At 60.5% G+C, this 21463-nt stretch carries 25 protein-coding genes and 1 pseudogene; 15 read left to right on the forward strand and 11 right to left on the reverse strand.

Annotated features, from left to right (window positions below):
• Positions 1–325 precede the first annotated feature (325 nt).
• Positions 326–1219 (reverse strand): hypothetical protein, encoded by an 894-nt coding sequence (locus PO883_RS35040; protein ID WP_373890035.1) that lies wholly within the window; start codon positions 1217–1219, stop codon positions 326–328.
• Complete coding sequence (locus PO883_RS35045; protein ID WP_373890036.1) at positions 1192–1413, reverse strand: hypothetical protein; 222 nt, start codon at positions 1411–1413, stop codon at positions 1192–1194. Before PO883_RS35045 ends, PO883_RS35040 begins: the two co-directional genes overlap by 28 nt.
• 107 nt (positions 1414–1520) lie before the next feature.
• Between PO883_RS35045 and PO883_RS05810 the strand changes: the two genes are divergently transcribed.
• Positions 1521–2051, forward strand: coding sequence for a YggT family protein (locus tag PO883_RS05810; protein ID WP_167086981.1), 531 nt, complete (start codon positions 1521–1523; stop codon positions 2049–2051).
• A complete protein-coding gene (locus tag PO883_RS05815; protein ID WP_289308888.1) occupies positions 2048–2347 on the forward strand; it encodes a DUF167 domain-containing protein in 300 nt (99 codons plus the stop codon). The genes PO883_RS05810 and PO883_RS05815 overlap by 4 nt, the downstream gene beginning before the upstream one ends.
• 89 nt (positions 2348–2436) lie before the next feature.
• Here PO883_RS05815 and PO883_RS05820 read toward each other — a convergent pair whose 3' ends face one another.
• On the reverse strand, positions 2437–3375 hold the full coding sequence (locus PO883_RS05820) for a carbohydrate kinase family protein (RefSeq protein WP_289308889.1): 939 nt from the start codon (positions 3373–3375) through the stop codon (positions 2437–2439).
• A gap of 8 nt (positions 3376–3383) precedes the next feature.
• Positions 3384–3839, reverse strand: coding sequence for a DUF3426 domain-containing protein (locus PO883_RS35050; RefSeq protein WP_229423523.1), 456 nt, complete (start codon positions 3837–3839; stop codon positions 3384–3386).
• 967 nt (positions 3840–4806) lie between these two features.
• Here PO883_RS35050 and PO883_RS35055 point away from each other — a divergent pair.
• Positions 4807–4980, forward strand: coding sequence for a hypothetical protein (locus PO883_RS35055; protein WP_373890038.1), 174 nt, complete (start codon positions 4807–4809; stop codon positions 4978–4980).
• 602 nt (positions 4981–5582) lie between these two features.
• Here the strand turns inward: PO883_RS35055 and PO883_RS05830 are convergent.
• The 7 genes and pseudogenes from PO883_RS05830 to PO883_RS05860 form a co-directional block, all read right to left on the reverse strand.
• Positions 5583–5684, reverse strand: a pseudogene (locus PO883_RS05830) (zinc-ribbon domain-containing protein); the annotation flags it as partial.
• Between the two features lie 4 nt (positions 5685–5688).
• Positions 5689–6636: a 50S ribosomal protein L11 methyltransferase gene (gene prmA / locus PO883_RS05835; protein ID WP_289308890.1), complete on the reverse strand. Its 948-nt coding sequence runs from the start codon at positions 6634–6636 to the stop codon at positions 5689–5691.
• Complete coding sequence (gene accC / locus PO883_RS05840; protein ID WP_054268457.1) at positions 6633–8033, reverse strand: acetyl-CoA carboxylase biotin carboxylase subunit; 1401 nt, start codon at positions 8031–8033, stop codon at positions 6633–6635. The genes prmA and accC overlap by 4 nt, the downstream gene beginning before the upstream one ends.
• A 9-nt stretch (positions 8034–8042) precedes the next feature.
• Positions 8043–8501 carry an acetyl-CoA carboxylase biotin carboxyl carrier protein gene (gene accB / locus PO883_RS05845; protein ID WP_289308891.1) on the reverse strand — a complete coding sequence of 153 codons (459 nt, stop codon included), beginning with the start codon at positions 8499–8501 and terminating at the stop codon, positions 8043–8045.
• Positions 8502–8592: 91 nt separating this feature from the next.
• On the reverse strand, positions 8593–9030 hold the full coding sequence (aroQ, locus tag PO883_RS05850) for a type II 3-dehydroquinate dehydratase (RefSeq protein ID WP_167086988.1): 438 nt from the start codon (positions 9028–9030) through the stop codon (positions 8593–8595).
• Between the two features lie 138 nt (positions 9031–9168).
• Entirely contained in the window at positions 9169–9735 is a 567-nt protein-coding gene (locus PO883_RS05855; protein ID WP_289308892.1) for a TlpA disulfide reductase family protein, read from the reverse strand.
• On the reverse strand, positions 9732–10379 hold the full coding sequence (locus PO883_RS05860) for a hypothetical protein (protein ID WP_289308893.1): 648 nt from the start codon (positions 10377–10379) through the stop codon (positions 9732–9734). Before PO883_RS05860 ends, PO883_RS05855 begins: the two co-directional genes overlap by 4 nt.
• Positions 10380–10602: 223 nt before the next feature.
• Between PO883_RS05860 and mpl the strand changes: the two genes are divergently transcribed.
• The 12 genes from mpl (at position 10603) to PO883_RS05920 (ending at position 21433) form a co-directional block, all read left to right on the forward strand.
• On the forward strand, positions 10603–11982 hold the full coding sequence (gene mpl, locus PO883_RS05865) for a UDP-N-acetylmuramate:L-alanyl-gamma-D-glutamyl-meso-diaminopimelate ligase (RefSeq protein WP_289308894.1): 1380 nt from the start codon (positions 10603–10605) through the stop codon (positions 11980–11982).
• Positions 11979–12566, forward strand: coding sequence for a YqiA/YcfP family alpha/beta fold hydrolase (locus PO883_RS05870; RefSeq protein WP_289308895.1), 588 nt, complete (start codon positions 11979–11981; stop codon positions 12564–12566). Before mpl ends, PO883_RS05870 begins: the two co-directional genes overlap by 4 nt.
• Positions 12563–13156 (forward strand): chorismate lyase, encoded by a 594-nt coding sequence (locus PO883_RS05875; RefSeq protein WP_289308911.1) that lies wholly within the window; start codon positions 12563–12565, stop codon positions 13154–13156. Before PO883_RS05870 ends, PO883_RS05875 begins: the two co-directional genes overlap by 4 nt.
• 15 nt (positions 13157–13171) lie before the next feature.
• Positions 13172–15232 carry a ribonuclease catalytic domain-containing protein gene (locus PO883_RS05880; protein WP_289308896.1) on the forward strand — a complete coding sequence of 687 codons (2061 nt, stop codon included), beginning with the start codon at positions 13172–13174 and terminating at the stop codon, positions 15230–15232.
• 80 nt (positions 15233–15312) lie between these two features.
• Positions 15313–16197: a TonB family protein gene (locus PO883_RS05885; protein ID WP_289308897.1), complete on the forward strand. Its 885-nt coding sequence runs from the start codon at positions 15313–15315 to the stop codon at positions 16195–16197.
• A complete protein-coding gene (aroE, locus tag PO883_RS05890; protein ID WP_289308898.1) occupies positions 16194–17021 on the forward strand; it encodes a shikimate dehydrogenase in 828 nt (275 codons plus the stop codon). Before PO883_RS05885 ends, aroE begins: the two co-directional genes overlap by 4 nt.
• The gene (gene mtgA, locus PO883_RS05895; protein ID WP_289308899.1) at positions 17018–17728 is read left to right on the forward strand and encodes a monofunctional biosynthetic peptidoglycan transglycosylase; all 711 of its coding nucleotides are present in this window, start codon (positions 17018–17020) and stop codon (positions 17726–17728) included. Before aroE ends, mtgA begins: the two co-directional genes overlap by 4 nt.
• A 20-nt stretch (positions 17729–17748) precedes the next feature.
• Positions 17749–18177, forward strand: coding sequence for a DUF4124 domain-containing protein (locus PO883_RS05900; RefSeq protein WP_289308900.1), 429 nt, complete (start codon positions 17749–17751; stop codon positions 18175–18177).
• An 81-nt stretch (positions 18178–18258) separates the two neighbouring features.
• Positions 18259–19224, forward strand: a complete 966-nt coding sequence (gene corA / locus PO883_RS05905; RefSeq protein WP_289308901.1) for a magnesium/cobalt transporter CorA — start codon at positions 18259–18261, stop codon at positions 19222–19224.
• 111 nt (positions 19225–19335) lie between these two features.
• A complete protein-coding gene (locus tag PO883_RS05910; protein WP_289308902.1) occupies positions 19336–20625 on the forward strand; it encodes a DGQHR domain-containing protein in 1290 nt (429 codons plus the stop codon).
• Positions 20615–21109, forward strand: a complete 495-nt coding sequence (locus PO883_RS05915) for a HEPN domain-containing protein (RefSeq protein ID WP_289308903.1) — start codon at positions 20615–20617, stop codon at positions 21107–21109. The genes PO883_RS05910 and PO883_RS05915 overlap by 11 nt, the downstream gene beginning before the upstream one ends.
• 3 nt (positions 21110–21112) lie before the next feature.
• Positions 21113–21433: a hypothetical protein gene (locus PO883_RS05920; protein ID WP_289308904.1), complete on the forward strand. Its 321-nt coding sequence runs from the start codon at positions 21113–21115 to the stop codon at positions 21431–21433.
• The last annotated feature ends 30 nt before the right edge of the window (positions 21434–21463 follow it).

A 21463-nucleotide genomic window follows, 5' to 3' on the forward strand; every position in this document is an offset into this window, starting at 1 on the left:
TTTTCGTGTACTTTACGTGATTGAATTTGTCAAAACGTGAACGCGAAGATGCAAGCCGCGCGCGACGACAAAATCATCGATCAAAATGGGACGCTGATTCAACAGATATGTGCTTAAACTTCTGCAAAAGACAAAGCCGCACTGCCTGATCCGGTTCAGGCATGGCGGCTTTTTCTTTTACGGTTGTGGGCTTTTGGATGTGGACAGCGAACCATGAACACCGTATCCGTCGTCTCTGTTTTCAGAAACGACTATAGCTGAAGCGCTGCAAACTTGAGGAGTTGCAGCAGTTCAGCTGGTGCCGAATTCATTAGCATAAACACGATCACGTTTGTGCCGATGAATAATTCGCCTGACCTCCAGTTACGGGTCGGACGGGTTTTAAATCTTGTAGCGTGATTTTTTCCCATCGCAGATGAAGGAGAACCCAAATGGCAACAGCCGCTAAGAAACCCGCAGTAAAGAAACCAGTCGCGAAAGCCGCTGCCGAGAAACCAGTGAAGAAAGTCGCCGCGAAAGCAGCCGCAGCCAAGCCAGCCACGAAAGCCGCAGCCAAACCTGCAGCCAAGCCGGCAGCGAAAAAGGCCGCAGCGAAAACCGCAGCCAAGCCAGCAGCGAAAAAAGCCGCAGCCAAGCCAGCAGCGAAGCCAGTAGCGAAAAAAGCCGCAGCGAAAACCGCCGCCAAGCCAGCAGCCAAGTCGGCAGCGAAGTCGGCAGCCAAGCCGGTAGCGAAAAAAGCAGCAGCCAAGCCGGCCGCCAAGCCAGTCGCTAAAAAAGCAGCAGCCAAGCCAGTCGCCAAAAAAGCGGCAGCCAAGCCAGCAGCCAAACCAGCAGCCAAGGCAAAAGCCGCGGCCAAGCCGGTAGCGAAGAAGGCAGCAGCGAAGCCAGCAGCGAAAAAAGCCGCAGCGAAGTCGTCGGCCAAGCCAGCAGCCAAGTCGGCAGCGAAGCCAGCAGCCAAGCCGGTAGCGAAAAAAGCCGCAGCCAAACCGGCCGCCAAGCCTGTCGCCAAAAAAGCAGCAGCGAAGCCAGCAGCCAGCAAAGCCGCAGCCAAGCCAGCCGCCAAAAAAGCAGCAGCGACGTCGACCGCCAAAAAACCAGCAGTAACTAAAGCAGCAGCAAAGCCAGCAGCGAAAGCAGCAGCAAAGCCAGCAGCAAAAAAGGTGGCGGCTAAGCCAGCAGCAAAAAAGCCGGTTAAGGCTGCGGCGAAGCCAGCAGCCAAGCCAGCAGCGGCGCCAGCGGCAGCTCCTGTCGCTGCGGCAGCCAAGCCGGTTGTAAAGAAGGCGGGACCGCCGAAGAAGGCAGCTGCGCCGAAAGCCGACGTGGCATCGAAGCTGGCAACTCCTGCGCCAGCAGTAGCGGCAGTACCGGCGCCAGCGCCAGCGGCGAAAACTGTGTTGGCTCCAGCAGCAGCATGGCCTTTCCCGACCAGCAGCCGTCCGTAACAGGCAGTTGGGCCTGGATCAGGCAAAATGCCGCTGTGTGACTTGATTCACACAGCGGTTTTTTTTTAAGGAGAGCATGTGCACAGTATTGTTCAGTTGATTGTCGACACCATCTCCTCCATCCTCGGTGGAGTCCTGTTGCTGCGGTTTTGGATGCAGGCGATTCGCGTGCGCCCGCCGTCGCAGATCGGGCAATTTATCTATGCCCTGTCGGACTGGATGGTGCTGCCGATGCGGCGCATCATTCCCGGCGTGGGTGGCTACGACTGGGCCAGCCTGGTCGGCGCCTTTCTGGTGGTGGCGCTGGCGACGTCCGTGATCCTGTTCTTTGGCGCCTCGTTCGAGATGGTGGCCATCCTGGCCCTGTACAACTTCCTGACCTGGATCCTGTACGGCTTCATCGGCTTGCTGTTCATCGAAGTCATCCTGAGCTGGGTCAACCCGCAGGCGCCGATGGCGCCCTTCGTGCAGGCCCTCAACGCCCCCTTGCTGCGTCCGCTGCGCAAAGTGGTGCCGCCGATTGGCGGAATCGATCTGTCGGTGATGGTGGCGATGATCCTGCTCAAGATCGTGCACATCCTGGTGCAGATGCTGTTCGGCCTGCGATGAGCCGGGCCTGGTGTTCGGCGCTGCCGGGCGCATTGCGGCTGGCGGTGCAGATCACCCCGAATGCGAAGAAGACCGAGGTGATCGGCGTGCTCGACGACGCGCTCAAGCTCAAGCTGCAAGCGCAGCCGATCGAAGGCAAGGCCAACGAGGCCTTGATCAAATATTTATCGGGAGAACTGGGCGTACCGAAAAGTGCGCTCACGATCACGCACGGGCTGACCAACAAGCGCAAGCTGGTCGAAGTGGTGTCGGCGACCCTGACGCCGGAGCAGGTCGCGCGAATACTGTTGAAGTAGGGCCACTGGTTTCCCAACCGGGGTCTGACCTCTGATTAGAAAGATTACTAATCAGAGGTCAGACCCCGGTGTTGCGCCGGTGTTGCGACTTAGAAGCGGTAGCCGAACTCGGCTTCGAACTTGTCGGCGATCTGGGCGGCCGTGACGACGTGGTTTTGCCCACCCTGGTGCGCGATCTTGATCGCGCCCATCAGGCTCGCAAGGCGGCCGGTGGTTGGCCAGTCGAGGTCGTTCGTGATGCCGAACAGCAGCCCGGCGCGGTAAGCGTCGCCGCAGCCGGTCGGGTCGACCACCGCCGCCGCTTGCACACAGGGAATCTCGTGGCGCTTGCCGCCGGTGTAAATCTCGGAACCCTTCTCGCCGCGCGTGACGATCAGCGCTTCCAGGCGGCCGGCAATGTCGGCCAGGGTCAGGCCGGTACGGTCCATCAGCATCTCGAATTCGTAGTCGTTGGCGGCCACATAGGTCGCCTGGTTGATGAATTCGATCAATTCGTCGCCGCTGAACATCGGCAATTGCTGGCCCGGGTCGAACATGAACGGCACGTTCAGCGCCGCGCAGTCGCGCGCGTGCTTGAGCATGCCGCCACGCCCGTCCGGCGCGATGATGGCCACGCGTAGCGCGCCCTGGTCGCCGACATTGTTTTCATGCGCGAATTCCATCGCGCCCGGGTGGAAGGCATTGATCTGGTTGTTGTCGAGGTCGGCCGTGACGAAGCATTGCGCGGTGTACGAGTGGGTGATCTTGCGGATCGCGCGCGTCTCGATGCCCAGCTTGTCGAAGCGTTCCAGGTATTCGCCGCCATCCTGGCCGATCGCGGCCATGATCAGCGGCTCGCCGCCCAGCATTTTGAGGTTGTAGGCGATGTTGGCCGAGCAGCCGCCGTATTCGGTGCGCAAGGTCGGTACCAGGAAGGAGACGTTGACCTTGTGCAGTTGGTCGGCCAGCAGCGTTTCGCCGAAACGGCCGTTGTATTGCATGATCTTGTCGAATGCGAGCGATCCGCAGATCAGCGTGGTCTTGGTCATGATGTGCCTTATGGATAGAAGATAGCGATACGGTAGCCGGATGCCTTGATCTGTTTTACTTCAAAAGTCAGTTTGACGGCTTGTTCGGAGCGCGCCGCGAAGCCTTTGGCCGTCACCGTGCCCTTGGGCAGGTATTCGGCGGGCACGACCACGCGCCGCAGCAGGGTCTTGTCGTTGCCATCGGTCAGCGCCAGTTCGATGTTGGGCCAGGCCTGGGTCAGGTCGCTCTGGTTGCGCAGCAGGGTCGACAGCGTGAAGGCGTTGGCGCCGAGCGATTGCAGCTCGCCCGTTTCGATGCTCAGGCTGTCGATCTGGGCCGGCAGTTCGAGTTTGCAGCCGAGCGTGGCGCAGGCCGAGACCAGCACGGGTTTGATCGCAGGGAACTTGGCCACCAGGATGTTGCGGAAGGTGGTAACGCCCTGGCCCACCAGCAGGATCGCCAGCAAGACCGAACCGAGCAGCATCGCGATCCGGCGCGAGCCTTGTTTTTCTTCCAGTTCGCGGCTGCGGCGCAGGAAATCGGGCTCGTCGTGCTCCGGCTCGGGAACAACTTCTGCTGGTGGCGGCGGTGGTGGCGCGGCCGGCTTCCTTGCCGCCTTTTTCGACGGCTTCGGCGCGGGATTGTCGCCCGACGACTGGCGCAGCAGCGGCAACGGGGCATGCTCCAGGTCGCGCACGAGTGGTTCAGTGTTGGGGTTCAGCAATGCGTCGCTGCGCGCCTCGTCGTCGTGCGGCGTGGTTTCTTCAGCGTAGGAAAGCACCAGCACGGTGTGCCCCGGCTCGTCATATGCATGCTCGACCACAGGCTGGAACCTGGCCGGCCTGGCGGCACGTGGCTCGACGCGGACTGGTTCGTCGTAGGCCGGCTCGTCAAGTTGCGGTTCGATATGGACCGGTTCGTTGAACGCAGGCTCGACCCGTGGCGGCAGGAACCCGGCAGGCTCGGCGAGTTCCGGTTCGACATGGAGCGGCTCGTTGAACGAGGGCTCGACCAGCGGTGGCTGGAACTGGGCTGGCTCGGCCAGTTCCGGTTCGACATGGACCGGCTCATCGAACGCAGGCTCGACCGGCGGCGGCAGGAATTGGGCAGGCTCGGCCAGCTCCGGTTCGACATGAAGCGGCTCATCGACCGCAGGCTCGACCAGCGGCGGCAGGAATCCGGCAGGCTCGGCCAGTTCCGGTTCGGCATGGACTGGCTCGTCGAACGCAGCCTCGGCCAGCGGTGGCAGGAACTGGGCAGCTTCGGCCAGTTCTGGTTCGGCATGCACCGGCTCATCGAACGCAGGCTCGACCAGCGGCGGCAGGAATTGGGCAGGTTCGGCAAGTTCCGGTTCGGTATGCACCGGTTCATCGAACGCAGGCGCGACCAGCGGCAGCAGGACCTTCGCAGGCTCGGCGACCACGGCATGGATCGGCTCGTCGAACGCGGGTTTGGCCGGCAGTTCAAACCGGGCCGGCTCGGCAAAGGCCGGCTCGACGCGCACTGGCTCGACAAATACTGGCTCGACAAATACCGGCTCGACAAATACCGGTGCCTTGGGCTCCGGCGCGAAGAACACCGGCTCGATGCGCGCGTTCGGATCGCGTACCGGGGCGGACGGGTAGGTCAGGTCGAGCACCGGTTCGTCGAAGCTCAGCTCTCCAAATTCCGGCTCGGACAGGTCTTCCGGCGGCGCAATCGCAACAATTTCTTCATCGATTGGCATGTCGACCGGAAATGGCGCAGGGCCAGACGCGGGCGGCGCTTGATCGTGGCCGTCGATATCGATCGTCGGCCAGGGTGTCTTGGACTTGCCGCGCCAGACTGCCGGCGGCGGTTCGGGTTCGACGTACGGCGCCGCGTAGGGCTCGTCATACATATCCTCGGGCTCGACAAAGGTCGCAATCGAGAGCGGGATGAAGGGCTTGGTTCGTGGCGCTGGTTCCGGTTCTGGCTCCGGTTCTGGTTCCGCGACAGGCTCGGGTTCCGGCACATGCACCAGTTCGGGTTCAGGCTCAGGAACCGGTTCAGGCTCGGGAGCCGGCGCCGGTTGCTGCCTGAGCCACACCGGAACGAAAGCAGTCTCCATGTGCAGCGTGGACACGGCATTGCCGGGATCGGCGAACGCACTCGCCGCCGGGGCGGAAGGCGGTTCGACAACAGGGGAGGGTGTGGCTGGCGGCAGCGCGTCGAGTTCGATCAGTGCCGCGTTGCCATCAAAAATTTCATTGCAGGCGCCGCAGCGCACTATGCCCCCACGTAACTTCAGCTGGTCGGAAGCGACCCGGAAAGTCGTGCTGCAATGGGGGCATCGAGTGGCGAGCGCCATGCCTTTATTGACCGCGAGGGGTAGGTGGAACGTTGCTGCCAAGCTGGCCGTGCAGTGCTACCCAGCCATCTTGCTCCGCCCACACGCCGAGCGTGATGAACGGCGCATACGCTTCGGCCACTTCTTCCGCCTGGCGCGCGAGCACGCCCGACAACACCAGCGAACCGCCCGCGGCGACCCGGCCGGCCAGCATCGGCGCCATCAGTTTCAATGGGCTCGACAGGATGTTGGCCACGACCGTGTCGAACTTGCCGGTGGCGTGATGCGGCTTGGCCGAGATGGCGAAGCTGTCCGGCAGGTAGTAATCGATCTCGCACTGGTTACGCGCGGCATTGTCGCGCGCCGATTCGATCGCTTGCGGATCGATATCGACACCGGCCACGTCGCCCGCACCCATTTTCTTGGCTACCATGGCCAGGATGCCGGAGCCGCAACCGTAGTCGAGCACGGTCTTGCCGGGGGCGGGATGCGCCTCCAGCCATTCCATGCACAGCCGCGTGGTCGGGTGGCTGCCGGTGCCAAAGGCCAGGCCCGGGTCGAGTTCGAGAATCAGGGCGTCCGGATCCGGCGCTTCGTGCCAGCTCGGAACGACCCAGATGTTCTTGCCAATATGAATAGGCGCGAACTGCGACTGGGTCAAACGCACCCAGTCTTCGTCGGCCACGGCGCGCGTAGTGAACGCCGGCGTGGTTTCAATGCCAATCGCCGCAGCCGCTTCGGCCACGATGGCGGCCTGGTCGGCATCGACGTCGGTCAGGGCCACCACGCGGCTGTGTTCCCACGCCGCTTCGGTCGGTTCCATGCCAGGTTCGCCGAACAGCGGCTTTTCCTGGTCGGTGCCTTCGTCGGCATCTTCCACCGACACCGACAGGGCGCCGGCTTCCATCAGCGCGTCGGACAGGGCTTCCGCGTGTTCACGTGCAATTTCAATGACAACTTCTGTCCAGCTCATGCGTCTGCCTTCGTTTCCGATTTGTTAGGGCTGGTCGGGCCTTTCGGCAGGTCCGGCTTGTCGGCCAGTTTCTGCTCGAGGTAATGGATGTTGGTGCCGCCTTCGATAAAGCGCGCATCGATCATCAGTTCGCGATGCAGCGGAATATTCGTCAGGATACCCTCAACCACCATTTCCGACAGCGCAATTTGCATGCGGCGGATGGCTTGCTCGCGCGTGGCGCCGTAGGCGATGACCTTGCCGATCATCGAATCGTAATGCGGCGGCACATAATAACCGGCGTAGGCATGCGAATCGACGCGGATGCCAGGGCCGCCCGGCGCGTGCCAGGAAACGATGCGCCCCGGCGACGGGGTGAACTTGAACGGATCTTCGGCATTGATGCGGCACTCGACGGCGTGGCCCGACAGCATGATGTCGCGCTGGCGGAAACGCAGTTTTTCGCCGCAGGCGATGCGGATCTGTTCCTGCACGATGTCGATGCCGGTAATCATTTCAGTGACCGGGTGTTCGACCTGCACGCGCGTGTTCATTTCGATGAAATAGAACTCGTTGTTCTCGTACAGGAACTCGAAGGTCCCGGCGCCACGGTAGCCGATCTTGCGGCAAGCTTCGGCGCAGCGGTCGCCGATCTTTTCGATCAGTTTGCGCGGAATGCCCGGCGCCGGCGCTTCTTCGATCACTTTCTGGTGGCGGCGCTGCATCGAGCAGTCGCGTTCGCCCAGCCAGACGGCGTTCTTGTGTTCGTCGGCGAGGATCTGGATTTCCACGTGGCGCGGATTTTCCAGGTACTTCTCCATATACACTTCCGGATTGCCGAAGGCGGCACCGGCTTCGGTCTTGGTCATCGCCACGGCGTTGAGCAAGGCCGCTTCGGTGTGGACCACGCGCATGCCGCGTCCGCCGCCACCGCCGGCGGCCTTGATGATCACCGGATAGCCCACGCGGCGCGCGGTCTGGATGATTTCTTTCGGGTCGTCCGGCAAGGCGCCGTCCGAACCTGGCACGCAGGGCACGCCGGCGCGGATCATGGCTTGCTTGGCCGAGACCTTGTCGCCCATCAGGCGGATCGAGTCGGAACGCGGACCAATGAAGACGAAGCCGGATTTTTCCACGCGTTCGGCGAAGTCGGCGTTTTCGGACAGGAAGCCGTAGCCGGGGTGAATCGCTTCGGCATCGGTGACTTCGGCCGCGCTGATGATCGCCGGCATGTTCAGGTAGCTCAGGGCCGATGGCGCCGGTCCGATACACACCGATTCATCGGCCAACTTCACGTACTTGGCGTCTTTGTCGGCTTCGGAGTGGACCACCACGGTCTTGATGCCCATCTCGCGGCAGGCGCGCTGGATACGTAGCGCGATCTCTCCACGATTGGCAATGAGAATTTTTTCAAACATAGTGGTCGGTCAGCCAATCACAAACAGCGGTTGGCCGAACTCGACAGGCTGGCCGTTTTCGACCAGGATCTTGGTCACGACGCCGGACACATCCGAGTCGATTTCATTGAGCAGCTTCATCGCTTCGATGATGCACAGGGTGTCGCCTTCCTTGATGTTCGAGCCGATGTCGACGTAGGCGGCGGAGCCCGGTGCCGACGAGCGGTAGAAAGTACCGACCATCGGCGACTTCACGATGTGGCCGGTTGGCTCGGCCGGGACGGCCACGGGGGCGGCGACCGGCGCGGCTGCCGGGGCGCTGGCGTAGTGCTGCTGCATGCCTTGCGGCTGCATCATGACCATCTGATTCTGCGGGATTGCGGATGACTTGACGATGCGGACCTTGCTCTCGCCTTCGGTTACTTCGAGTTCAGCGATGTCCGATTCGGCGACGAGATCGATCAAGGTCTTGAGTTTTCGTAAATCCATGTGAAACCCCTTGGAATTTATTGTGTTTTAAGAGTATGCGGAATGCATGATAAAAGCATAACCGCGCATAATGCTTGAAGATGCCAGTAGATTAACGCTTTTTAAGCGCAAAGTCGATGGCAAAGCGATATCCATCAATGCCGAGCCCGCAAATGGTGCCCTGCGCAATCGCGGACAGGAAAGAATGATGGCGGAATGCTTCGCGCTGGTAAATATTCGAGATGTGGACTTCCACAAACGGGATGGCAACGCCGGCCAGGGCATCGCGCAAGGCGACGCTGGTATGCGTCAACCCGCCCGGATTGATGACGATGGCGTCCACGCCGTCCAAACGGGCGGCATGGATGGCATCGATCAGCGCACCCTCATGATTGCTCTGAAAGCAAGATATTGTCGCACCCGCCGCGCCAGCCTGGGCTGTCGCAGCGTTCTCGATGTCGGCTAGTGTTGCCTTGCCGTACACCTCTGGCTCCCGTGTCCCCAGTAGATTCAGGTTGGGGCCGTTGAGCAGAAGGAGCTTTTTTGCCATGGTTGAAGGGTCGTTATCACGCGAAAGTCCCGCATTTTGCCGCCAACGGCGGGCATTGGCAAGCGAAAAAAATTGCTTGAAATTACTGAACGGTGCATTCCGTACCGTAAAGCACGGTTGCGGCGAGGCTTTTGCCTCTCAAGACTTGAGCGCGGCCAGGTCAGCCTTGAGCTCGTCGAACTTGATACGCCCCAGATACGTCTTCTTGACCAGGCCATCCGCGCCGATCAGCACGGTGTAGGGCAAGCCGCCAGCGCTGTTGCCAAACTTGCGCGACAAATCGGTACCGCTGATGCCGGCCACGTAGATGGGATAGGTGATCTTGAATTTGGTCGCAAATTCGGCGATGTTGGTCGGGGAATCGATGCCGATGCCGATCACATTGATGTTTTTCGCGCTGTGCTCGCGGGCCAGGTCGGCCAGTTCCGGCATTTCTTCCACGCACGGCGGGCACCAGGGCGCCCAGAAATTGACCACCAGCGGCTTGCCCTTCCATTGCGCCAGCGCCTGGGCCTTGCCGGCCGGGTCGTTCATGGTTTCGGCAAACAGGGTCTCGACCGGGGTGCCCGCAGCGCTGGCGGCGGGCCCGGCCGGCATGGCGGCCGCCACCGGAGGTGCTTGCTTATTGCGCACGCCAACGTAGGCGCCCAGCGCGCCGGCCAGCACGGCAATGCCGGCAAAGGTGAAAAGGGTCTGCTTGTTCATGTCGGGTCCTGGGGTGAAGTCGGGGGTGTCATCATGCTGCGCAGCGTGGCGGCGTCGGCGCGCTGGGGGCGGCCGTCGGCGCGTGGCTTGAGGGCGCCGCGCAAGTCGTGCTTTTCATACAGTTCGGCGTGCACGCCTTCGCCATGCCACAAAAAACTGACCGTCTCGACCGGGTCGTAACGCGCGCCCTTGAAGTGCGGCGTTTCGGAAATATCGATGGTGACGTTGCGGTTCAGTAAATAAATCTGCACTTCCTTGGCGCTGTCGGCGAACAGTTGCAGCTCGATGTCGTCGTACTCGCCGGCGCTGCCGTTCAGCACGGCGCCGCTGATGTAGGGCGAAAATTCGGCCAGCGCATCCATCACTTGCAGGGCCGCCTGGCGCAGCGCGAGCAGGCGCGCCGGCTGCGTGTCGGCCTGGAACAGGGTCTGGTAATCGCGCACGGCGTCTTCGATCTGCGCGTTGTCGGGCAGCAGGTTGGCGGCATACGGGCGGCCGGCGTCGGCGCGCTCGCCGAGCACTTGCAGCGCGGCCTTGCGTTTGGCGCTGGCGTAGTCGGCGCCGTCCTGGGCAATCATGCGCGCGGCGACGGCGGCGATTTCCGCGCGCAGCAGGGAGAGATCGTCAATCGGGGTAGGCATCATGAGCGAGATCATACTCTGGAACGGTAAATGCCATGGGATAGCTCGAAAAACCTACTGCGCGGCGCGATTTTGGGCCGGGACACGAAAGTCCTGCGATGCTCACCGTACCTTCGTACGGCTGCGCTTCTCGGCCCCAACTCCCACCGCTCGCTACGGTTTTTCGAGCCATCCCATTGGGTCGGGTAAAATCGCGTATTCATTCATTTGGCCACACCCCGACATCATGCATATTCACATCCTCGGCATTTGCGGCACCTTCATGGGCGGCCTCGCGGTCCTGGCGAAAGAAGCCGGCCACAAGGTCACCGGCTGCGACGCCAATGTCTACCCGCCGATGAGCACCCAGCTCGAAGCCCAGGGCATCGAACTGATCCAGGGATTCAGCCCGGAGCAGACCCAGCTCAATCCCGATTTGTATGTGATCGGCAATGTGGTGGCGCGCGGCAATCCGCTGGTCGAGGAAATCCTGAACCGCAGCCTGCCGTACATGTCCGGTCCCCAGTGGATCGGCGAACACATCCTGCACGATAAATGGGTGCTGGCCGTGGCCGGCACGCACGGCAAGACCACCACCTCGGCCATGCTGGCCTGGATACTGGAAGACGCCGGCTATGCGCCGGGCTTCCTGATCGGCGGCGTGCCGATGAACTTCGGCATCTCGGCGCGTCTGTCGGGTGCGGAACCGTCGATCTTCTTCGTGATCGAAGCGGACGAGTACGACACCGCCTTTTTCGACAAGCGCAGCAAGTTCGTGCATTACCACGCCAAAACGGCCGTAATGAACAACCTCGAATACGATCATGCCGACATCTTCCCCGATATTGGTGCCATCGAAACCCAATTCCACCACCTGGTACGCACCGTGCCTGGTGTCGGACGCCTGATCGTGAACGGCGACGAAGCCTCGCTCGGGCGCGTGCTCAAGCGCGGCTGCTGGAGCGAAAAGGAAATGTTCGGCGCCAGCGACGGGGTCGACTGGACCATGACCGAACATGCCGGCGGTAACTTCGACGTCGTCTTCAAGGGCGAGGTAGTCGCCACCGTGACCTGGGGCCTGACCGGCAAGCACAACCGCCTGAACGCGCTGGCGGCGCTTGCTGCGGCGCGCCACGTGGGCGTGCCGGTGGCCCAGGCGGCCGTGTCGCTGGCCCGTTTCGAGAGCGTCAAGCGGCGCATGGAAGTGCGCGGCGTGGTGCGCGACATCACCGTGTACGACGATTTCGCCCACCATCCGACGGCGATTGCGACCACTGTCAACGGCTTGCGCCAGAAGATTGGCAGCGGCGACAAGGCCCAGGGCCGCATCCTGGCCGTGCTGGAACCGCGCTCGAACACCATGAAACTGGGCTCGATGAAAGATGCCTTGCCCGGCAGCCTGCGCGAAGCGGACCTGGTGTTCGGCTTCGGCAGCCAGCAGGCGCTCGGCTGGAGCCTGGCCGACGCCCTCTGTCCGCTGGGCGCCATCGCCCACAGCTTCGACCAGATCGATTTCCTGGTGAAAGCCGTGGTCGACGCGGCCCAGCCGGGCGACCATATCCTGGTCATGAGCAACGGCGGCTTCGGCGGCGTGCACCAGAAACTGCTTGAGGCGCTGGCCCGATGATTCTTTACCTGCACGGTTTCCGCTCCTCGCCGCGCTCGTTCAAGGCGCGCGTGGTGGGCGAGAAGATGGCGGCGCTGGGGCGCGCATCCGAGCTGGTCTGCCCGCAGCTGCCGGCTTCGCCGAAAGAAGCGATGGCGCTGGCGCTGACCCTCATCGAGCGTTATGACGCCAGCGAGCTGTCCATCATCGGTTCCTCGCTGGGCGGCTATTACGCTACCTGGCTGGCCGAGCGCCTCGGCTGCCGCGCAGTGCTGCTGAACCCGGCGATCTACCCCCTGAAAGACCTCGACCAGCATGTCGGCGTCACGACCGAGTATCATTCCGACAAAGTTTTTGAATTCAAGCGCGCATATATCGACGAACTGGGCGCGCTGGCGGTGCCGGCCATCACCGGCCCGGAGCGTTATTTCCTGATCGCGGCCAGCGGCGACGACGTGCTCGACTACCGCGACATGACGGCGCACTACGCCGGCGCGCGCCAGCACGTGATCGATGGCAGCGACCACGCCATCGCCGAATTCGGGCAGTACGTGGACGAGGTCCTGGCGTTTTGCCTGGACCGCGCCGCGAGCCCGGCGCGGTGAGCGGCGCCTCGCTGCGCCAGGCGTTGTGGCATCCGCATGTGAACCGTGTCAACGCGCCGCCCCTGCTACGCGACTGGCTCACCAGCGGCGGCTCGCTGACGGCGCGCCTGATCGCGCACAGCCAGGCATTCCGGGTGCAGCGTTTGCACCAGCGGCGTGCCCCGTGCCTGGCGGACGAAGCCGGTGCGCTGAAGCTGCCGCGCGCGGTCCAGGTGCTGGAACGCGAAGTGTTGTTGCGCTGCGACGACACGCCGGTGGTGTTCGCGCACACCGTGGTGCCGCTGTCGGCCAGCGCCAGCGACTGGCCGCTGTTCGGCGGCCTGGGCGAGCGCTCGCTTGGCAGTACCCTGTTTTACGATCCGCAAGTGACACGCGGCGAACTGGAATTTGCGCGGATCCGCGCCGGCCACCCCCTGATGGCGCGCGCCCGCGCTGCCCTGGGCGCGGCTGGCGACACTGTTTTATATGCACGGCGCTGCCTGTATCGCCGCCACCGGGGCATGTTGCTGGTGACCGAGGTGTTCTTGCCCCCGGTCCTGGCACTGGCCCGGCGCGATGCCAACCCAGCGCCAACGAACCATACCAAGTAAAGACAAAGCATTCACATGAATCTATTTTTTGAAGAATCCGGCGATTTCAAGGTCGGCACCGTGTTGTCGCAAGCGGGCGAGGCCTACCAGGTCGAAATGCCAAGCGGCAAGCGTACCAAGGTCAAGGTCAAGGATGTGCTGCTGCAGTACGAAAAGCCATCCGCCGCCGAACTGCTGGAAGCGGCCAAGGCGGTCGCCGCCGACGTCGATTTCGAGTTCCTGTGGGAAGTCGCCGGCCAGGAAGAGTTCGGTTTCGCCGAGCTGGGCGCCGAGTATTTCGGCCACACTCCGCTGCCGTCGGAAGCCGCCGGCCTGATCCTGGCGCTGCATGGCGCCCCGATTTATTTCTACAAGAAGGGCCGCGGACGCTACAAGGCGGCTCCGGAAGCATCCCTGCGCGCGGCCCAGGCCGGCATCGAGAAAAAGAAACAGCAAGGGGTGATCCAGGCCGGCTATGTGGACGAGCTCAAGGCCAACCGCTTGCCGGAATCCATGCGTGCGCTGGTGCAGCAATTGCTGTTCAAACCGGACAAGAACAGCATCGAATTCAAGGCGCTCGACGCCGCCTGCAACGAACTGCACACCACGCCGCCGCGCCTGATGCTGGCCGCCGGCGGCATCGCGTCGCCCAAAGAATTGCACATGGCGCGCTTCCTGTTCGAGAATTTCCCGCGCGGCTCGGGCTTTCCCGCGGTGACGGTGCCAGCCGCGCCGGCCAACCTGCCGCTGGCCGCCGTGGCCGCGTTCTCGATCGATGACGTCACCACCACCGAAATCGACGATGCCTTCTCGGTCGTCACGCTGCCGGACGGCATGGTGCAGGTCGGCATCCACATCGCCGCGCCGGGCCTGGGCATCCGCCCCGACGACGCCATCGACAAAATGGCGCGCGCGCGCATGTCCACCGTCTACATGCCGGGCGACAAAATCACCATGTTGCCGGATGAACTGGTGGCCGCCTTCACCCTGGCCGAAGGCAAGACTTGCCCGGCGGTGTCGCTGTACGCCACCATCGACCCGGCCGACTGGAGCGTGAAGTCGACCGTGACCCGCGCCGAACTGGTGCCTATCAAGAGCAATCTGCGCAACAACGACCTGGATGATGTCGTCAGTGAAGAAGCCCTGGCCGCCGGCACCGGCGAGTATCCGCACAAGGCCGAGATGGCCGTTCTGTGGCAGTGGGCGCTCACCCTGGAAGCGGCGCGCATGGTCAAGCGCGAAGGTTTCGGCCTCAAACCCGAGCAAAACAACCGGGTCGACTTCAATTTCTACGTGGAAGACGACGTGGTCACGGTGCTGCGGCGCAAGCGCGGCGCGCCGCTCGACAAGATCGTGGCCGAGCTGATGATCTTCGCCAACAGCACCTGGGGCAAGCTGATGCACGACTCGGGCGTGCCCGGTATTTACCGCTCGCAAGGCGCCGGCAGCGGCGCCGGCTGGGCCGCCAAGATGCAGGTGCGCATGGTCACCCATGCCGCCCCGCACCAGGGCCTGGGTGTGGACCAGTACGCATGGAGCACCTCGCCGCTGCGCCGCTACACCGACCTGGTCAACCAGTGGCAAATCCTGGCCTGCGCCGAGCACGGCGTGACGGCCCCGCTGGTGGCCCCGTTCAAGCCGCGCGACGCCAACCTGTTCGCGATCGTCTCCGCGTTCGACGCCGCCTACGCCGCCTACAACGATCACCAGCAAAACATGGAGCGCTACTGGTGCCTGCGCTGGCTCGGCCAGCAAGACCAGCGCCAGGTCGACGCGGTGGTGCTCAAGGATGAAGTGTTGCGTCTGGCCGACATTCCGCTGATCATCCGCCTGCCCGGCATGCCGCAAGTGGCGCGCGGGGCCCAGGTCAAACTCGACATCCTGCGCTGGGACGAGCTGGACCTGACGATCGAAGCGCGCCTGCTGGAATTGCCGGCGGTCAGCGAGATCGCCGCCGATGCCGACCTCGACTACGAGGAAGAGGAAGCGGCAGCGCCGGACACTGTCGCGCCGGATAGCGGCGAAGCGGCCGCGACGGAAGCGGCGGAAGCCGAAGGCGCGGTGGCCGTGATCACCAGTGAACCGGCGGCCAGCTAGGCAGTTGTCAGCATCGCCACGGCGGCCATTAGAATGTAGAATGGCCGTTCCCTGATTCAACAGATTCTTCCCGGTATCGTGTGAAGCACTTGCAAAATTTAAGCTCCCTGTCCATCGCCGTCGCCGTTTCGGTCACGGTACACGCGGCCCTGCTGGCGGTCCGTTTCGTCGCGCCCGAGGCGTTCACCCTGACCCCGGCCGATCCCGGCCTCGAAGTCATCCTGGTCAACGCCAAGCATGCCAACAAGCCGCTCAAGGCCGATGCCCTGGCCCAGGCCAACCTCGATGGCGGCGGCAATGCCGAGAGCGGCCGCGCCGCCTCGCCGCTGCCCGACATGCACAAGAACGAGACGGGCGAAAGCGTCAAATCGACCTTGCGCCGCATCACCGAGCTTGAGCAGATGCAGCAAAACCTGCTGACCAAGACGCGCGACTCGTCCCTGAAAGCCTCGCCGGTCACCGAGAAGGAAAAGCCCGATCCCGAGCGCGACGGCGCCGACCTGATCGAAAGCACGCGCCCGCTGGCGCGCAAGACGGCCGAGATTGCCCAGCGCATCGAAGACCAGAACAAGCGCCCGCGCAAGACCTACATCACGCCGAGCACCCAGGCGGTGGGCTACGCGATCTATTACAAGACCATGCAAAAGCGGGTCGAGGATATCGGTACGCTGAACTTCCCCCAGCGCGACGGCAAGAAGCTGTACGGCGAGCTGACCGTGTACATTCCGATTTTCCAGGATGGCAGCATTTACCAGAAAGATGGCGGGGTGCGCATCGAAAAGAGTTCCGGCAATCCGGCGCTCGACAAGGCTGCGCTGGCCATCGTGCGGCGCGCCGCGCCGTTCGGGGCTTTCCCGAAAAACATGCTGTCCTCCGACAAGGATGACCTGTGGGTCATCATCACGCGCTTCAAGTTCACGCGCGAAGACAAGCTGGAAGCCGAGCTGCGTGGCGACGCGCGATGAGCGAGCGTTACTGTGTCATCGGGAACCCGGTCGCCCATAGCAAGTCGCCCGAGATCCACGCCGCCTTTGCCTTGCAAACCGGGCAAGACATGCTCTACGAGCACTGCCTGGCGCCGCTCGACCAGTTCGACGCCACCGTGCGCGCGCTGGTGGCGGCCGGCTATGGCGGTGCCAACGTCACCGTGCCCTTCAAGCTGCAAGCGGCCGACCTGGCCGACCGCCTGACCGAACGCGCGCGCGCGGCCGGTGCCGTGAATACCTTCTTGTTTAACAGTAGCGGCGGCATCATTGGCGACAATACCGATGGCGCCGGGCTGGTCAACGACATCACCCGCAATGCCGGCCTCGACCTGGAAGGCAAGCGCGTGCTGCTGCTGGGCGCGGGCGGCGCCGCGCGTGGCGTGGTGGTGCCGCTGCTGGCCGCCTTGCCGGCCGAGCTGACCATTGCCAACCGTAGCGTGGCCACGGCCGAGGCCCTGGTCGAGCGCTTTTCCGCCCAGTTGGCGCAAGACCAGCGCCTGGCCGCCTGCGCCTTCGAGGACATCGCCGGCCCGTTCGATGTGGTGATCAACGCGACTTCCGCCAGCCTGGCCGGCGACTTGCCGCCGGTGCCGGGCAGCGCCTTTGGCGCCGGCACGCTGGCGCTGGATATGATGTACGGCAAGGAGCCGAGCCCCTTCATGGTGTTTGCCAGCGAGCATGGCGCGCGCCAACGCGATGGCCTGGGCATGCTGGTCGAGCAAGCCGCCGAAGCCTTCCTGCTGTGGCGCGGCGCCCGTCCCGAGACCGCGGCCATCCTGGACCGCTTGCGCCTGGGCGTATGAGCAAGGGCGGCAAGGCGGGCGGGCGGCGCTGGGTCAAGTGGATCTTCCTCGGCCCCTTGCTGCTGATCGTCCTGGCCCAGCTGTATTTCTTCCTGATGGTGTGCTGGTGGTCCTGGTTCAATCCCTCGAGCACCAGCATGATGAACGACCAGCTGGCGCTGATGCGCGAAAAAAAACCCAAGGCCGTGCTGCAGCAGCAATGGGTGCCCTACGAGCGCATTTCCGAGAACCTGAAACGGGCCGTGATCGCGTCGGAAGACGCCAATTTTTCCGAGCACGACGGGGTCGACTGGGAAGCGCTGCAAAAAGCCTATGAGCGCAACAACCGCAAGCACAAGGTGGTCGGCGGCGGGTCCACCATCACCCAGCAGCTGGCCAAGAACCTGTTCCTGTCCGGCTCGCGCAGCTACCTGCGCAAGGGCCAGGAAATGATCATCGCCTTCATGCTTGAAACGGTCATGAGCAAGCAGCGCATCCTGGAAATTTACCTGAACGTGGCTGAATTCGGACGCGGCATTTTCGGTGCCGAGGCGGCTTCGCGCTATTATTACCGTACCAGCGCGGCCAACCTGGGCGTGGCACAAGCCGCCAAACTGGCCGTGATGCTGCCCAATCCGCGTTATTACGACCGGCACCGCAGTTCGAGCTACCTGGCGCAGCGCACCACGCTGATCGTCAACCGTATGAGTTCGGCGGAATTGCCCTAATCCTTCACCAGGAGATGACCATGTTCCATCCCCGCCGTTTCCAGGAGGGCGCCATGTCCCTGTTCTGGGTCGGCACCGGCTCGGCCGTGCTGGCCGCGCTTGCCATGGCCGCCTTGTTTTCCATGCGTTACGAGCGCAATCTGTTCGCCGAAGGCGCGGCCAAGGCCGGCAAGATGGTCGGCGCCAGTCCCGCCGGCACGCTGATCGACTCGGCCAGGAAGACGGTCAACGAGGTGAGCGGCCAGGGCGACGGCGTGATGCGCAAGTGCATCATCAACGGCAAGACGGTCATTTCCAACACCGATTGCACGCCCGGCAACCGCACCAGCAAGGTCATCGAGATCCACGATACCAAGGGCTTCGAGGCACCGAAAAAGCCGCCGCTGGAGAAGGCCGCGCCGGGCTCCAGCCCCACCATCGACAAAATGATCGAAAAACAGCTGCGCTGAGCCAATTTAAGTGTTTCGGGGTGGCCGGGCTCAGGCCTAACGGGTACACTTGCGCTGTTTTGAATCCGGCCGAGAAAGCGCATGATCAACGTATTTGTCCTACAAAATGGCCGACTCAATCAGGTACCGATCGAGTCCCGCGCGGATCTGGAAAACGTGGCGCCGGTCTGGGTCGACCTGACCGATCCGACCGACGACGAGCGGGCCTGGGTCAAGACAATCTACGGCGTGATTTTGCCGGGCGAAGACGAAGTCAAGGATATCGAAGCGTCGGCCCGTTATTACGAAGCGGAAAACGGCGACTTGCATCTGCGCACCGATTTCCTGCTGGAAGAAGACGACGGCCCCTCGCGTGTGGTCACGGTCGCGTTCATTCTCGCGCGCAAGATGCTGTTTTCGGTGCACACCGACGACTTGCCGGTATTCCGCCTGGTGCGCATGCGCGCCCGCTCGCGCCCCGGGTCGATCGCCGACTACATGGATGTGCTGCTCGACCTGTACGCCACCGATGCCGAGTATTCGGCCGATGCGCTGGAAGGGATTTACCAGCATCTGGAAGAAGTCAGCGGGCTGGTGCTGCAAAAAGAATTCACCGATAAAGATGCGGCCGCCGCCCTGAACGCGATCGCGCGCGAAGAGGATTTGAACGGGCGCATCCGGCGCAACATGATGGATACCCGGCGCGCGGTCAGTTTCCTGATGCGCGGCCGCTTGCTCAACGCCGAGCAGTTCGAGGAAGCGCGCCAGATCCTGCGCGACATCGAATCGCTGGACGGCCACACCTCCTTCCTGTTCGACAAGATCAACTTCCTGATGGATGCCACGGTCGGTTTCATCAACATTAACCAGAATAAGATTATCAAGATCTTCTCGGTGGCCTCGGTGGCCTTCCTGCCGCCGACCCTGATCGCCAGTATTTACGGCATGAACTTCAAGTTCTTCCCGGAGCTGGAATGGAAGTTCGGCTATCCGTTGGCATTGACCTTGATGGTGGCATCGATGATTTCGCCGGTGTGGGTGTTTTTGCGCCGGGGTTGGTTGAAGTAAAGCCGACGCAAGGTCGCTACCGCAATACGGTTTCTCAGTAGATGCGCGCTAACCGTAGAATCGTCCTTTTCCAACACCTTCGAGTAACAAAAAAATTTACGCAAACTAATATTGGGAATTTCCCTCATTATCGACCTGGGAGCTTTTTCTTTACTAGAAAATGGTATATTCTCCATCATACTGAAGGAAGTGCGACACGCACTATTCCGTCGAAAACCTTCTCAACCAAGGGAAAAGCGAGATTTCATGGCCGGTACTGAATCCAAAAAAGCTGTAGAGAAGATCACCTCGGTGGATCCTGCTAAGAAGAAACCTGTGCCGAAGGCAGCGTCGAAGACTGCGAAGTTAAATGTCCTACCGACGTTTTCGACAGCATTTCTTATGACCAAATTTGGGGATATTCCAACATATACATTCTCAATGAAAGTTAGGGATGTCGTTACGATATCTTATGTAGCGGTTAGAGGTAAGGATGACGAAGTAGGCGCCGTTCAAAGGCCTTTAAGCATCCGACGGATTAATGATATTAAGTCTTATATTATGGACGGAAATACTTTTTTCAATTCGTTTATATTAAATTGGACAGATGAAAACTACAGCCCCGCATTTGCGGCCAGCGCGGTAATTAAAATACCATTGCAAACAGCTGCGGCACAAGTCATCGATGGGCAACATAGATTGGCCGGTTTGGAGCAGGCAATGGAAGCCGATCCTGCTATTGGAGATCGAGATATACTTGTTACACTTTGTGTAGGCTTAACTACCAAACAAGCTGCAAGAATATTTTTAAATATCAATACTGAGCAACGGCCTGTTCCGAAGAGCTTAATATTTGATTTATTTGGTGAAGTCATTGATGACGAAAATCATGCCACTAACCGGGCAACGGATTTAGCCCGTGAACTTAACGATGATCCCACTTCCCCATTATATAAATTATTGAAATTCCCAGGTAGTCCTCGTGGCCAAGGGTACATTGAGCTCTCAACGTTTGTTGCATCAATTAAAGACCATCTTAAACCTCCGACCGGCACCTTTTATACCTACAAGCTAAAAACTCTCGATACTCAAAGGCAAGCAGTCTGGAATTTTTTTCGCTGCATAAGGGACTATTACTCCAATGCCAAAATTTGGGATGGCAATAAGAATCCTTTTATTAAAGCGGCAGGCTTTAATGGCGCTATGGATTTCTTTTTTGATTCGTTGATTAAGCGCTGCGCGGAAAAAGGCTCGTTTTCTATAAAGACAATGAAAGATTTCATTTCTCTAGATACTGAAGGGCTAATTACTTGGGATCAATTGCAGGGGCAGGATGGGAAAACTGCAAGAAAGAAAATTCGAGACTTGCTGGAAAGTAATTTGCTAAACTCGTTGCCGGACCAAGAACATTATGAATTCTAGGCTTCGTGTTCAAAGTTTCATAGAGCAAGAGGTAGGATGCAGTGATGTCGAAAAGTGGAAAACATACAACTCACAATTTTTAAAATACGAAGTTAATGCAGTCAATTTGCCGGCACTCCACAATTTACTGATTGAGGACACTGAAGATCTCTATTTTAAAGCGATTTTAAGCCTCGTTGAGGCTGTAAACGCTATTAATCGAGGGCTCCATTCGTGGGCCGTGGTAAAACTTTACTATAGTGTATTCTATTTGTTACGTTGTTCTTTTGCGGCCAACGGGTATTGCTTTGCGAAAAGCGCTGGGATATATACGCTTAAACTAGAAATTGGCGAAAAGCCAACTAAGCGAGATGTAGGCAAGCGTGATGGCGAATCGATAAGAGGCGATCACAAAACAGTAATCGCTACCTACTTAAAAGAATTTGGGCATGACGATATTTTTCTTACCAATCACGTGATCGACAACATTAACGTCTATGATTGAATAATGAAAAAAAGAGAAGACATTAACTATAGGAATAATACATTTTTCGAACCAGAGGAATATATTTTCAATACTAACGTATTCCGGAAGGGTAGTTTATCTGCCACAATCGATGAATATTTCGGTGATTTAGTCTACTGTTTTATGGAGGATCATTGCTGCCTAGCACTTCCATTGAGACTGGCAGAGCGAACGGCATTAGAGCTACAAACCTTGTTTAGCGGCAGTCCATTTAGTGCAGAAAAATATGATGTTATAGATGGCTTATTAAAAGAGTCTGTAATTTCCAGAAATAAGCATATTGATAAAATAATTTTTTATTGATTTTACAACGCGCAGACCCCTAATATTTTT

The organism is Massilia sp. DJPM01 (assembly GCF_030348125.1).
Classification (GTDB): domain Bacteria; phylum Pseudomonadota; class Gammaproteobacteria; order Burkholderiales; family Burkholderiaceae_D; genus Telluria_A; species Telluria_A frigida.

Coding starts and splice junctions, on each gene's coding strand:
- PO883_RS35045 (WP_373890036.1), bottom strand. CDS start 1,413: ATGCTGCTGCTGGAGCCAACACAGTTTTCGCCGCTGGCGCTGGCGCCG.
- accB (WP_289308891.1), bottom strand. CDS start 8,501: ATGGATTTACGAAAACTCAAGACCTTGATCGATCTCGTCGCCGAATCG.
- PO883_RS05870 (WP_289308895.1), top strand. CDS start 11,979: ATGATTCTTTACCTGCACGGTTTCCGCTCCTCGCCGCGCTCGTTCAAG.
- accC (WP_054268457.1), bottom strand. CDS start 8,033: ATGTTTGAAAAAATTCTCATTGCCAATCGTGGAGAGATCGCGCTACGT.
- aroE (WP_289308898.1), top strand. CDS start 16,194: ATGAGCGAGCGTTACTGTGTCATCGGGAACCCGGTCGCCCATAGCAAG.
- PO883_RS05820 (WP_289308889.1), bottom strand. CDS start 3,375: ATGACCAAGACCACGCTGATCTGCGGATCGCTCGCATTCGACAAGATC.
- corA (WP_289308901.1), top strand. CDS start 18,259: ATGATCAACGTATTTGTCCTACAAAATGGCCGACTCAATCAGGTACCG.
- PO883_RS35050 (WP_229423523.1), bottom strand. CDS start 3,839: ATGCTGCTCGGTTCGGTCTTGCTGGCGATCCTGCTGGTGGGCCAGGGC.
- PO883_RS05855 (WP_289308892.1), bottom strand. CDS start 9,735: ATGAACAAGCAGACCCTTTTCACCTTTGCCGGCATTGCCGTGCTGGCC.
- aroQ (WP_167086988.1), bottom strand. CDS start 9,030: ATGGCAAAAAAGCTCCTTCTGCTCAACGGCCCCAACCTGAATCTACTG.
- prmA (WP_289308890.1), bottom strand. CDS start 6,636: ATGAGCTGGACAGAAGTTGTCATTGAAATTGCACGTGAACACGCGGAA.
- mtgA (WP_289308899.1), top strand. CDS start 17,018: ATGAGCAAGGGCGGCAAGGCGGGCGGGCGGCGCTGGGTCAAGTGGATC.
- PO883_RS05920 (WP_289308904.1), top strand. CDS start 21,113: ATGAAAAAAAGAGAAGACATTAACTATAGGAATAATACATTTTTCGAA.
- PO883_RS05880 (WP_289308896.1), top strand. CDS start 13,172: ATGAATCTATTTTTTGAAGAATCCGGCGATTTCAAGGTCGGCACCGTG.
- PO883_RS05815 (WP_289308888.1), top strand. CDS start 2,048: ATGAGCCGGGCCTGGTGTTCGGCGCTGCCGGGCGCATTGCGGCTGGCG.
- PO883_RS05915 (WP_289308903.1), top strand. CDS start 20,615: ATGAATTCTAGGCTTCGTGTTCAAAGTTTCATAGAGCAAGAGGTAGGA.
- PO883_RS05900 (WP_289308900.1), top strand. CDS start 17,749: ATGTTCCATCCCCGCCGTTTCCAGGAGGGCGCCATGTCCCTGTTCTGG.
- mpl (WP_289308894.1), top strand. CDS start 10,603: ATGCATATTCACATCCTCGGCATTTGCGGCACCTTCATGGGCGGCCTC.
- PO883_RS05860 (WP_289308893.1), bottom strand. CDS start 10,379: ATGATGCCTACCCCGATTGACGATCTCTCCCTGCTGCGCGCGGAAATC.